General features: G+C 75.3%; 10 protein-coding genes. 7 read left to right on the plus strand and 3 right to left on the minus strand.

Annotation, left to right across the window (positions count from 1 at the left end; translation table 11 throughout):
• Positions 1-160: 160 nt before the first annotated feature.
• The 4 genes from ctaD to ACFRQN_RS10070 all read left to right on the plus strand — a co-directional run bounded on the left by ctaD (position 161) and on the right by ACFRQN_RS10070 (position 4121).
• Positions 161-1966, plus strand: a complete 1806-nt coding sequence (gene ctaD, locus ACFRQN_RS10055; protein ID WP_079272337.1) for a cytochrome c oxidase subunit I — start codon at positions 161-163, stop codon at positions 1964-1966.
• A 121-nt stretch (positions 1967-2087) separates the two neighbouring features.
• Complete coding sequence (locus ACFRQN_RS10060; protein WP_074003717.1) at positions 2088-2621, plus strand: hypothetical protein; 534 nt, start codon at positions 2088-2090, stop codon at positions 2619-2621.
• A 158-nt stretch (positions 2622-2779) separates the two neighbouring features.
• Positions 2780-3499, plus strand: a complete 720-nt coding sequence (locus ACFRQN_RS10065) for a response regulator transcription factor (RefSeq protein WP_074003716.1) — start codon at positions 2780-2782, stop codon at positions 3497-3499.
• Positions 3500-3656: 157 nt separating this feature from the next.
• Positions 3657-4121, plus strand: a complete 465-nt coding sequence (locus tag ACFRQN_RS10070; RefSeq protein WP_082346202.1) for a pyridoxamine 5'-phosphate oxidase family protein — start codon at positions 3657-3659, stop codon at positions 4119-4121.
• A gap of 6 nt (positions 4122-4127) precedes the next feature.
• Here ACFRQN_RS10070 and ACFRQN_RS10075 read toward each other — a convergent pair whose 3' ends face one another.
• Together ACFRQN_RS10075 and ACFRQN_RS10080 are read right to left on the minus strand one after the other, a co-directional pair.
• Positions 4128-4709 (minus strand): TetR/AcrR family transcriptional regulator, encoded by a 582-nt coding sequence (locus tag ACFRQN_RS10075; RefSeq protein WP_049659243.1) that lies wholly within the window; start codon positions 4707-4709, stop codon positions 4128-4130.
• Complete coding sequence (locus ACFRQN_RS10080; RefSeq protein WP_117486648.1) at positions 4706-5851, minus strand: saccharopine dehydrogenase; 1146 nt, start codon at positions 5849-5851, stop codon at positions 4706-4708. Before ACFRQN_RS10080 ends, ACFRQN_RS10075 begins: the two co-directional genes overlap by 4 nt.
• A gap of 38 nt (positions 5852-5889) precedes the next feature.
• Here ACFRQN_RS10080 and ACFRQN_RS10085 point away from each other — a divergent pair, with 38 nt between their 5' ends.
• On the plus strand, positions 5890-6729 hold the full coding sequence (locus ACFRQN_RS10085; protein WP_380739585.1) for an alpha/beta fold hydrolase: 840 nt from the start codon (positions 5890-5892) through the stop codon (positions 6727-6729).
• 21 nt (positions 6730-6750) lie between these two features.
• Here ACFRQN_RS10085 and ACFRQN_RS10090 read toward each other — a convergent pair whose 3' ends face one another.
• Complete coding sequence (locus tag ACFRQN_RS10090) at positions 6751-8448, minus strand: GAF domain-containing protein (RefSeq protein WP_380739591.1); 1698 nt, start codon at positions 8446-8448, stop codon at positions 6751-6753.
• A gap of 389 nt (positions 8449-8837) precedes the next feature.
• Between ACFRQN_RS10090 and ACFRQN_RS10095 the strand changes: the two genes are divergently transcribed.
• Together ACFRQN_RS10095 and ACFRQN_RS10100 are read left to right on the plus strand one after the other, a co-directional pair.
• Positions 8838-9698: a universal stress protein gene (locus tag ACFRQN_RS10095; RefSeq protein WP_380739587.1), complete on the plus strand. Its 861-nt coding sequence runs from the start codon at positions 8838-8840 to the stop codon at positions 9696-9698.
• Positions 9699-9908: 210 nt separating this feature from the next.
• On the plus strand, positions 9909-10919 hold the full coding sequence (locus tag ACFRQN_RS10100; protein ID WP_380739589.1) for an Acg family FMN-binding oxidoreductase: 1011 nt from the start codon (positions 9909-9911) through the stop codon (positions 10917-10919).
• The last annotated feature ends 31 nt before the right edge of the window (positions 10920-10950 follow it).

Raw genomic sequence — 10950 nt, forward strand, 5'->3', positions numbered from 1 at the left:
AGGAGGTCCCGGTCGCGCGGTCGGGAGGTCCCGGTCGGAGGCCGGGAACTCGGGCCCAGCGGCCCCGGACGGGCGGGCCGAAGGGCCCTGGGGCGCGGAGGCGGCCTGTTCGGATCATGGAGCGCCACCCATTCGCACGACGTTCCGAAGGAGTGCGTCCTTGAGCGCCACCCAGGCACAGGGCGACCCCACCTCACCGCCGACGACCCTCCCCGCAGGGGCGGTCAGGGCCAGGAGGCCCGGTTCGGCCCTGGTCAGACTGCTGACCACCACCGACCACAAGACGATCGGCACCATGTACCTGGTGTCCTCGTTCGCGTTCTTCCTGATCGGCGGCATCCTCGCCCTGGTCATGCGCGCCGAACTCGCCCGGCCCGGAACGCAGATCCTCTCCAACGAGCAGTTCAACCAGGCGTTCACCATGCACGGCTCGGTGATGCTGCTGCTGTTCGCGATGCCGCTGTTCACCGGCTTCGCCAACTGGATCATGCCGCTCCAGCTCGGCGCGCCGGACGTCGCCTTCCCGCGGCTGAACATGCTGTCCTACTGGCTGTTCATGTTCGGCTCGCTGATCGCCGCGGCCGGCTTCGCGACCCCGCAGGGCGCCGCCGACTTCGGCTGGTTCCTCTACGCGCCGCTGTCCGACGCGATCCACTCGCCCGGCGTCGGCGCCGACATGTGGATCATGGGCGTGACGCTGTCCGGCTTCGGCAGCATCTTCGGCGCCGTCAACTTCATCACCACCATCATCTGCATGCGCGCGCCCGGCATGACCATGTTCCGGATGTCCATCTTCTGCTGGAACGTGCTGCTGACCTCGGTGCTGGTGCTGCTGGTCTTCCCGGTGCTGGCCGCCGCGCTGCTGGCGCTGGAGTGCGACCGCAAGTTCGGCTCGCACGTCTTCGACCCGGCCAACGGCGGGGCGATGCTCTGGCAACACCTGTTCTGGTTCTTCGGCCATCCCGAGGTGTACATCCTGGCGCTGCCGTTCTTCGGCATCGTCTCGGAGGTCATCCCGGTCTTCAGCCGCAAGCCGATGTTCGGCTACTCCGGCCTGATCGCGGCCACCATCGCGATCGCCGGCCTGTCGGTGACGGTGTGGGCGCACCATATGTACGTCACCGGGCAGGTCCTGCTGCCGTTCTTCTCCTTCATGACCTTCCTGATCGCGGTCCCGACCGGGGTGAAGTTCTTCAACTGGGTCGGCACCATGTGGAGGGGCTCACTGAGCTTCGAGACCCCGATGCTCTGGACGGTCGGCTTCCTGGTCACCTTCCTCTTCGGCGGCCTGACCGGCGTGCTGCTCGCGGCCCCGCCGATCGACTTCCACGTCTCCGACTCGTACTTCGTGGTCGCGCACTTCCACTACACGCTGTTCGGCACCGTGGTCTACGCGATGTTCGCCGGCTTCCACTTCTGGTGGCCGAAGATGACCGGCAAGAAGCTCGACGAGCGGCTCGGCCGGATCACCTTCTGGACCCTGACCGTCGGCTTCCACGCGACCTTCCTGGTCCAGCACTGGCTGGGCGCCCAGGGCATGCCGCGCCGCTACGCCGACTACCTGGCCTCGGACGGCTTCACCACCCTGAACACCGTCTCCACCATCGGCTCGTTCCTGCTCGGCCTGTCGATCCTGCCGTTCCTCTACAACGTCTGGAAGACCGCCAAGTACGGCGAGAAGGTCACCGAGGACGACCCGTGGGGCTGGGGCCGCTCGCTGGAATGGGCGACCTCCTGCCCGCCGCCGCGGCACAACTTCGTCAAGCTGCCGCGGATCCGCTCCGAATCCCCGGCCTTCGACCTCCACCACCCGGACATCGCGGCCCGGGACGTCCTGGAGCACAGCGGCAAGCCCGCCACGCACCTGGGCGACGTGGAGCCGGCGAAGTACGACCGGCCGCTGAGCCGGGCCGACCGGGCGCGGGTGGCGTCCGCCTCCACCGACTCGCCCTCCTCGGACGGCTGAGTCCGCTCCCCCCGAACGCCGTCCCCGCCCGCGTCGCTGCCCCCGGGCGGGCGGGGACGGCCCCGTCCGCTCCGCTCCTCACCCTCCTCACCAACCCCTTCGTGACCAGGAAGGCCGGGTCGTGAACCACACCGTTCTCGCCATCGGCACCGCCGCCCTCACCGCGAGCGGCTGTGTCTGGTACCTGCCCGCCATCGCCGACCTCCAGGCCGGCGCCGACCGGCCCCGCTCCACCCGTACGGCCGCCGCGGCCTGCGTGCTCTGGTGGGCCGGGCTCGCGCTCGCGGGCGGGCTGCTGCTCGTCCTGTCGGACTGGCGGCCCGCCGCCCAGATCGCGCTCGCCGGACTGGTGGGCGGCGCGGCGCTGCGGGTGCGGGCCCTGGTGGACCGCCGCCGGGAGGTACGGGAGACGGCGGTCCGCTGGGCCGCCCTGGACGCGGGGCCCGCCCCGCGCTCCAACCGGCCGCCGGCGCTGGCCCTGGCGGGCTGGCTGGTGGTCGGTGCGGCCGTCGCCCTGCTCGGAGCGGCGGCCATCCTGCTGTCCGGCGGCGGCGAGGTCGTGCCCCGGGTGGTGCTCGCGGCGGTCAGCGGCGCGGGCGTCGCGCTCGCCTTCCTGCTGATGGGGCTGGGGAACGTCCGGCGGCAGGGGCGCTGAGGGCGCCCGGACCGGCCCGGTCGGGGGCGGGGCCCGTACGGGTCCTGCGGCCCGGTCCGAATGGGGCCGTTGGGCCCTGGGCCCGCGGCCGGTCGCGGGGGGATGATGCCCTGGGCCCCGCTGGGAGTGTGCGGGGGTGACGAAGGTGGAGCCGCGTGATGGCGACCAAGACGGAGGGTGCCGAGGCCTCGGCACCGGTCCGGGTGTTCCTGCTGGACGACCACGAGGTGGTGCGCCGCGGGGTGCACGACCTGCTGGACGGCGAGCCGGACCTGGAGGTGGTCGGCGAGGCGGCGACGGCCGAGCAGGCGCTCGTCCGGGTGCCGGCCCTGCGGCCCGACGTGGCCGTGCTGGACGTCCGGCTGGGCGACGGCGACGGCGTCTCGGTCTGCCGTGAGCTGCGCTCGCGGATGCCCGGGCTGGCCTGCCTGATGCTGACCTCCTTCGACGACGAGGAGGCACTGCTGGACGCCGTGATGGCGGGCGCCGCCGGGTACGTGCTCAAGCAGATCAGCGGGACCGACCTGGTCGCCGCCGTCCGCACCGTCGCCTCCGGGCGCTCGATGCTCGACCCCGGCGCCGCGACCCGCCTGCTGAACCGCCTGCGCAGCGACGCCGAGCCCGCCCAGCCGGTCACCACCGGACCGGGCCTGACCGTACGTGAGCAGGAGGTCCTCGAACTCATCGGCGAGGGCCTGACCAACCGGCAGATCGGCGAGCGGCTCTATCTCGCTGAGAAGACCGTCAAGAACCACGTCTCGCGGCTGCTCGCCAAGCTCGGCGTCGAGCGCCGGGTGCAGGCCGCCCTGATCGCCACCGAGCTGCGCCAGGCCTCCGCCGCTCCGCAGCCCTCCGTGCTGCGCTCCGGACGATATTGATCCCGGGCCCCGCCCGGCGGGTCCTCCGGGTCCTGTCGGGCAGGGCCGTGGGCCGTGGGGCCCGGGGCCGACGGCCCGCCGGGCGGGGCCCTCGCCGGGCCCCGCCGGGACCATCGGCCCTCGCGGCCCGGCCCGGGCCCGGGCGAGCATCGCTCGCATGAACCGCGACCACGTCCCGTCTCCCCGGCCCGTTCCGTCCCCCCGGCCCGTCCCGTCTCCCCGGCCCGTCCCGCACGATCGCCCCGTCCCGGCCGACCGTCCCGACCTTCCGGAACTGCGCGAACTCGACCGGAAGCGGTCGCTGGAGCTGCTGGCCCGGGCCGACGTCGGCCGGGTGGTCTACACCGTGGACGCCCTCCCGGCCGTCCTGCCGGTGCCGTTCCGGCTGGCCCCCGGCGGCGTGCTGCTCTCGGCCCCGGCCGGCTCCGAACTGGCCCGGGCGGTGGACGGCGCCGTGATCGCCTTCGAGGCCGACGAGGTGGACGGCCGGGACGGCTCCGGCTGGTTCGTCACCGTCCTCGGCCGCGCCCAGGTCCGCCCAGCCACCAGGGCGGCCGACCCGGGCGGCACGGTCCGCATCCGTATCCGCCCGGAACTCGTCATCGGCCGCCGCCTGGCCTGAAAGGGCCTACGGGCCCAGCAACGCCCCGGCGGTGCGCAGGAGTTCGGCGTCCGCCGCCGCGTCCGCGGTGCCGGCCAGACCGGAGCGGAAGAGCGAGGCGCCCTCGATCAGCATCACGAACACCCGGGCGCGAGACCGCCGTTCCTCCTCCGTCAGGGCCGGGCGGCGTTCGGCGAGGAAGCAGGCGACCAGCTCCTGGTAGCGGTCGTAGAAGGCCCGGACGGCGGCGGCCACCGAGGGGTCGCGGGCGGCCAGCGCCCACAGTTCGGCGAACAGGCGGACCAGGCGCATGTCCTGCTGCTCGGCGAGCAGTTCGCGGAGCAGGGCGTCCTCGTCGCGGCCCGGGTCGAGCAGCGGCGCGAGCCGTTCCACCGAGCGGGCGAGGACGCGCTCCAGCACGGCGGCCACCAGCTCGGCGTGGGTCGGGAAGTAGTGCTGGAGGTGCCCGAGGCGGACGCCCGCGGCGGCGGCCACCGCCCGCATGGACAGCTCGCCGCTGCCCGTGGTGACCAGCAACTCCTCCGCCGTGTCCAGCAGTTGCTCCCGCTTCTGGGCACCCTTGCCGCTCAGGCCCCGGACGCTGCTCATGCCGCCGCCTCCCCGCCGCGCGCTCCGTCCGCCGCGGTGACCGTGACGGTGACGCCGAGGGCCGCCAGGTCCTCCAGCACCCGCCCGGGGCGCGGGGTCTGCTCCGGGAAGGCCACCCCGGCGGGCGGCGGGGCGCCGTCTGTGCCGAGCGCCCGGCGCAGCGCCAGCAGGGCGCCGACGGCGGTGAGTCTGGCCTGGCCGGCCCGGTCCTCGACGGTGGCGGTGAGGGTGCGTCCGCCGGAGGTGACGTCGGTGCGCAGCAGGGCGGTGCCGCCCTCGCCGGGGGAGTAGAGCAGGGCGCGGCGGGCCGGCTCCCACCGGTCGCCGCGGCCCCAGCGGAAGAAGCCGGCGTGCCGGGCCGCGAGCAGGGCGGTGGTGGAGGAGCGCGAGCTGAAGCCGATCCGGGTGGCGGCGGTGGTGGTGCCCAGGGTGAGCGGGAGGGTGAACTGCTCGGGGGTGTCGATCCCGGCGACCAGCGTCGGGGCGTCGCCGATCCGGACGGTCCGCGGGCGGCTGAGCGGGACGACGGAGCGGCGCCGGCCGTCCTGCACCACCTCGTAGTCGAGCCCCAGGCGGTCCATGAACTCGACCGAGTCGGCGCCGGCCCGGTCCGCGAGGTCCCAGCGGATGGCGGTCTCGATCCGCTCGGCCCCGCCCAGCCGGTCCGCCAGGGCGGCGGCGACCAGGCTGGTCACCCCGCCCATCCAGGCCGAGGAGAGCAGCACCGGGGCGGTCGGGCGCAGCAGGGCGGCGAGCGTGGCGGCCCGCTGGAGCCGGGCGGTCCAGCGGGTGACGTCCACGTACGGGACGCCCGCGCGGACGGCGGCCCGCAGCACCCGGTCGTCCGGGTCGTTGACCACCCCGACCACCGCCCGTACGGCGGCGGTGAACGGCTCGGGGTCGGCGAGGTCCCAGCGGCGGGCGGTGGCGTCGTCCAGTTCGGCGGCGAGGGCGCCGCCGCGCTGCTCGGAGCGGCCGGTGAGCAGCAGCGGCCAGGAGGGGGAGGCGAGCCGGGCGAGTTCGGTGCCGACGGTGCCGTAGCCGCCGACCAGCAGGACGGGGCCGTCGGGGTTGTGACGGAGGCGGTCGGAGGGGAAGGTGGGGTGCACGGGGATGCCGCCGGAAACGGGTTCGGTGCTCATGGAGACAAATATAGGTCACACGACCTAAAATTGTCGTCATGACTGAATCCACTGTTACCGGTTCCACCGATGACCTGTGCTTCTTCGACAGCGGCCACGGCCGCCTCGCCTACCTCGACGCCGGTACGGGCGAGCCGCTGGTGCTGCTGCACGGCGGCCTGCTGGACCACCGGAGCTGGGCGGACCAGCTCCCCGCCCTGCTGCCCGCGTTCCGGGTGATCGCGTTGGACACCCGCGGCCACGGCGCCTCCGACAACGCGAGCCGGCCGTTCCGGCCCGCCGACGACCTGGCGGCCCTGCTGCGCCACCTCGGCCTCGGCCCGCTGACGGTGATCGGGCTGTCCATGGGCGGGACGATCGCCCTCGACCTGGCGCTCGAACACCCGGAGCTGGTCCGCGCGTTGGTGATCAGCGGCAACGGCACCAGCGAGTCCGAGTTCACCGACCCGTGGCTCGGCGAACTCGCCGCCGACCAGACCGCGGCCCTCGCCGAGGGCGACGGCGAGGGCTGGATCGACTCCTTCACCCGGCTCGCCTCCGGGCCGCACCGCCGCCTGGACGAGGTCGACCCGGAGGTGGTGCGCCGGCTCAAGGAGATGACCCGGAACACCATTTCCAAGCACACCCCCGACGACCCCCAGTACCTGGTGCCGGTCACCGACACCTGGAAGCGGCTGACCGGGATCACCGTCCCGCTGCTGGCGATCAACGGCGGCATCGACTCGGCGGACCACGTCAACCTGGCCGAACGGGTCGTCCGCACCGTCGTCGACGGCCGCGCGGTGACCGTCGAGGGCACCGGGCACTACCCGAACATGGAGCGGCCGGCGGAGTTCAACGCCCACCTGCTCGCCTTCCTGGGCGCCCTGCGGGGCTGACCGCCCCGCGGGGAGCAGGCCTCAGGACCCGACCGGGGCCTCCCACGCCAGCCGGGTGCCGCCGCCCTCGGCCGGGTCGACGGTGAACGAGCCGCCGACCCGGTCGGCGCGCTCGGCCAGGTTGCGCAGCCCGCTGCGCCGCCCGCCCTCGGGCACGCCGACGCCGTCGTCCGTCACGGTCAGCGCCACCCGCCCGGCCAGCGCGCGCAGCGTCACCTCGACCCGGGACGCCCCGGCGTGCCGGGCGGCGTTGCTGAGCGCCTCGGCGAGGACCGCGACCACGTGCCCGGCCAGCTCCTGCGGCACGTCGGTGTCCAGCAGGCCCTCCATGCTCAGCCGGGGCGCGAAGCCGAGCGGCCCCTGGGCCTCGGTGACCACCCGGGTGGCCCGGGCGCGCAGGCCGCGGTCCGGCTCGCTGTGGGCGCGCAGGCCGAAGATGGTCGAGCGGATGATCTTGATGGTCTCGTCCAGGTCGGCCACCGCCCGGGCCACCCGGTCCGCCGCGGCCTGGCTCTCGATCAGCCGGCCCGCGCTCTGCAGCGTCATCCCGGTCGCGAACAGCCGCTGGATCGCCAGGTCGTGCAGGTCCCGGGCGATCCGGTCACGGTCCTCCAGCAGGTTCAACTGCTCGGCGTCGCGCCGCCGTTCGGCCAGCTCCAGGGCCAGCGCGGCCTGGTCGGCGAAGCCCAGCAGCGGGCCCGTCTCCTCCGGCCCGAAGGCCGGCTGCCCCTGCGCCCGGGCCAGCAGCAGCACGCCCCGCCCGTACCCGGCACCGGTGCCCAGCGGCACCGCCACCGCCGCGCCCAGCCCGTCGAAACGGCCCGCCGGACCGGCCGGGAAACGGGTGTCGGAGGCCAGCTCGTCACTGGTGGCCGGCGAACCGGAGGCGTACGCGGCGCCGGACAGCGTGCCGTTCACCGGCACCGTCACGCCCAGCCGCGCGGAGGGATCGGCGCCGAGCGCCACCTCCACCGTCAGCTCCTCGGCCCGCTCCTCCGGGCCGGCCAGCGCCACCGAGACGTCCGCCAGCTCGGCACCGGAGATCTCCCGGGCCCGGCGGGCGATCAGCTCGACCACCTCCAGTCGCGGCGCCCCCGACAGCAGGCTGCGGGTGATCTCGGTGCTCGCCCGCAGCCAGCGCTGGCGCAGCTGCGCCTCCTCGTACAGCCGGGCGTTGTCGATCGCCACCCCGGCCGCGACCGCCAGGGTCGAGATCACCGCCTCGTCGTCCTCGTCGAAGTCCAGCCCGCCGCGCTTGTCGGTCAGGTAGAGGTTGCCGAACACCTCGCCGTGCACCCGCACCGGCACCCCCAGGAAGGTGTGCATCGGCGGGTGGTTCGCCGGGAAGCCGGCCGAGGCCGGGTGGTCGGACAGCACCGGGCAGCGCAGCGGCCGCGGCTCGCGGATCAGCTCGCCCAGGATGCCCCGGCCCGACGGCGGCGGGCCGATCTCGGCGATCTCCTCCTCGCTCAGGCCCACCGTCAGGAACTGCGACAGGGTGTGCCCGTCCGGCCCGATCACCCCGAGCGCCCCGTACCGGGCGTCCACCAGGTCGGCGGCGGCCTCCACGATCCGGTGCAGCGCCTGCGCCAGGTCCAGCTCACGCCCGACCGCCAGCACCGCCTCCAACAGGCTGTGCACCCGGTTCTGCGTGCCGCGCGCCGCGTCGATCCGCCACTGGAGCTCCTCCAGCAGCTCGTCCAGGCGCAGCCGTGGCATCCGCGCGCCGCCACCCGCCGCGCCGCCGTCCGCTCCGCCCACCGCTGTCCTCCTCGTCGTCCTGCCCTGACCAGCCCGTCCACCGTCCGGACGCACCCCGCCCACCGTCCGGACGGCCCCCGCCGCCCGACCCGACTCGGGTGCCGTCCGACCAGCGGGATTGCCGTGTTCAAGGTAGTGCCCCGGTGTCGGTGGCCGGGACGGCGGGGTCGGCCGTAGGCTCCGTCGGGCGGGCCTTTCGTCCCGTCGCGGAGGGTCCTGCGGCCTCTGCCGCCGGGCCGTGTGCGGGTGCCAGGGTGGGGGAGGAGCGGACGGGGCGTCAGAGCGCACCGCGGCCCGCACCGAACCGCCGAGCGTCGACAGCGTGTCGACAGTGTGGAGGAAGAGACATGACGTCAACCGTGCTGGCCGGGGTCGACGGGTCGCCGCAGAGCACCGCGGCCGTTCACTGGGCCGCCGCCGAGGCGGAGCGCCGGGGCACCTCGCTGCGCCTGGTGCACGCCTGGCCGTGGCTGACCGACGGGGTGTCCTCCTTCGCCGAGTCGGACGACCTGCCCGAGGCCGTCCGCCGCACCCTGGCCGAGGCCGCCGAGGACGTCCGCGGCCTGCACCCGGAGCTGACCGTGGAGACCGACGCCGTCCTGGACGCGCCGGTGGACGGTCTGCTGGCCGCCGCCGCGGAGGCGGAGCTGCTGGTGCTCGGCTCGCGCGGCCGCGGCGGCTTCACCGGGCTGCTGCTGGGCTCGGTCAGCATCTCGGTGGCCGGGCGCAGCACCGTGCCGCTGGTCGTGGTGCGCGAGGCCGGAACGGCGGGCGAGAGCGGCAAGGGCGAGGTGGTGGTCGGCGTGGACGCCCACACCCCGGAGCCGGAGGTGCTCGACTTCGCCTTCCGCGCGGCGGCCCTGCGCGGCGCCCGGGTCCGGGCGGTGCACGGCTGGGACCTGCCGCCGGTGTTCGGCTACGCGGGCGGCGCCGTCCCGGCCGCCGAGCTCGGCCAGCTGGAGGCGCTGGAGGCCGAGCTGCTCTCGCTCGCCCTGGCCGGAGCGCGCGAGCGGTACCCGGACGTCGAGGTGGTCGAGGACGTGCAGCTCGGGGCCGCCCGCGCCCTGGTCGAGGCCTCCGCGGGCGCCGCCCTGGTGGTGGTCGGCCGGGGCCGCCGCCCGATCGAGTTCGGCCCCCGGCTCGGCCGGGTCGCGCACGCCGTCCTGCACCACGCCGAGGCTCCCGTCGCGGTCGTCCCGCACGGGTGACGGAGGCCCGTCCGGTGGATCCGCCCCCGTCCCGATCCACCGGACGGGCCTGTGCCCGCCAAGGCCCCCCGCCCGGCCTTCGTGAGGACGGGCCCAAGGGCCCTGTCGTCCGCGCGGCCGGGCGCGCACGCTCGGAAGCAGCGGGACCTCCGGGCCCGTCCTGACCCCGCGGTTGATGCCGAAGCCCAGCGGCTGAAGGAGTGGATCGCCATGACGCTCGACCCGGCTCTCACCCAGATGCTCAGCGCGGCCGACCTGCGCCTGCTCGCCGCCGCCGGCGGCGCGGCGCCGTCGCTGCACAACAGCCAGCCCTGGCGCTTCGTGCCGACGCCGGACGGGCGCGGGCTCGCCGTGTACGCCGACACCGGTCGTTCCGTACCGCTGGCCGACCCGGCCGGCGCCGCCGTGCACATCGCGGTCGGCGCGGCCGTGTTCAACCTGCGGGTGGCGGCCGGGCGGCTGGACCGGGAACCGCTGGTCCGGCTGCTGCCGGACGTCGCCGAGCCCGGGCTGCTCGCCGTCCTCGACCTCTCCCGCCCGGCCGTCGCGGAGGCGCCCTTCGGCCGCGACCTCTACCCTGCCATCGCCGCCCGGCACTCCAGCCGCGAGCCCTTCACCCAGCGCGACGTGCCCGAGGCGGTGATCGGCGAGCTGATGGCCGCCGCCCGGGAGGAGGGCGTCACCCTGGCCGCGCTGGAGGAGGAGGGCGTACGGCGGGTGCAGGAGCTCACCGCCGACGCCGAGCGCCGCAACGCCGCCGACCCGGCCAGGGCCGCCGAGTCCCGCGCCTGGCTGCGGCCCGACGACGGCACCGCCGAGGACGGCATCCCGCGGTCGGCGCTCGGCCCGCAGGACCACGACGCCCGGGTGCCGATGCGCGAGTTCGGCGGCCGCCCGCCGGAGGCCCCCGAGCAGCCGCCCTCGCAGCGCTTCGAGGCACTGCCCCAGCTGTGCACCCTCAGCACCCGCGGCGACGGCCCGCCGGACTGGCTGCGCACCGGGCAGGCGCTGGAGCGGGTCTGGCTGCTGGCCACGCTGCACGGCGTCCGGCTCACGGTCTGGCACCAGGCGATCGAGTGGCCGGACACCCGCTGGGCGCTGCGAGACCCGGCCGCCGGGCCGGGCCACGTCCAGCTGGTCCTGCGGGCCGGGTACGGCCCGCCCGGGGCGGCCACCCCGCGCCGGGCGGTCGAGGAGACGCTCGGGGAGCGGCCTTCCTGAGCCGATGAGGTCAGGGCGTGTCCCGCGGATC

The organism is Kitasatospora sp. NPDC056800, from assembly GCF_042789775.1.
In the GTDB taxonomy this organism is placed as follows: Bacteria; Actinomycetota; Actinomycetes; order Streptomycetales; family Streptomycetaceae; genus Kitasatospora.

What these genes read in the sequence shown, in the direction of transcription:
- ACFRQN_RS10065 (WP_074003716.1), top strand. Translation starts at nt 2,780, where the DNA reads ATGGCGACCAAGACGGAGGGTGCCGAGGCCTCGGCACCGGTCCGGGTG.
- ACFRQN_RS10070 (WP_082346202.1), top strand. Translation starts at nt 3,657, where the DNA reads ATGAACCGCGACCACGTCCCGTCTCCCCGGCCCGTTCCGTCCCCCCGG.
- ACFRQN_RS10075 (WP_049659243.1), bottom strand. Translation starts at nt 4,709, where the DNA reads ATGAGCAGCGTCCGGGGCCTGAGCGGCAAGGGTGCCCAGAAGCGGGAG.
- ACFRQN_RS10080 (WP_117486648.1), bottom strand. Translation starts at nt 5,851, where the DNA reads ATGAGCACCGAACCCGTTTCCGGCGGCATCCCCGTGCACCCCACCTTC.
- ACFRQN_RS10085 (WP_380739585.1), top strand. Translation starts at nt 5,890, where the DNA reads ATGACTGAATCCACTGTTACCGGTTCCACCGATGACCTGTGCTTCTTC.
- ACFRQN_RS10090 (WP_380739591.1), bottom strand. Translation starts at nt 8,448, where the DNA reads ATGCCACGGCTGCGCCTGGACGAGCTGCTGGAGGAGCTCCAGTGGCGG.
- ACFRQN_RS10095 (WP_380739587.1), top strand. Translation starts at nt 8,838, where the DNA reads ATGACGTCAACCGTGCTGGCCGGGGTCGACGGGTCGCCGCAGAGCACC.
- ACFRQN_RS10100 (WP_380739589.1), top strand. Translation starts at nt 9,909, where the DNA reads ATGACGCTCGACCCGGCTCTCACCCAGATGCTCAGCGCGGCCGACCTG.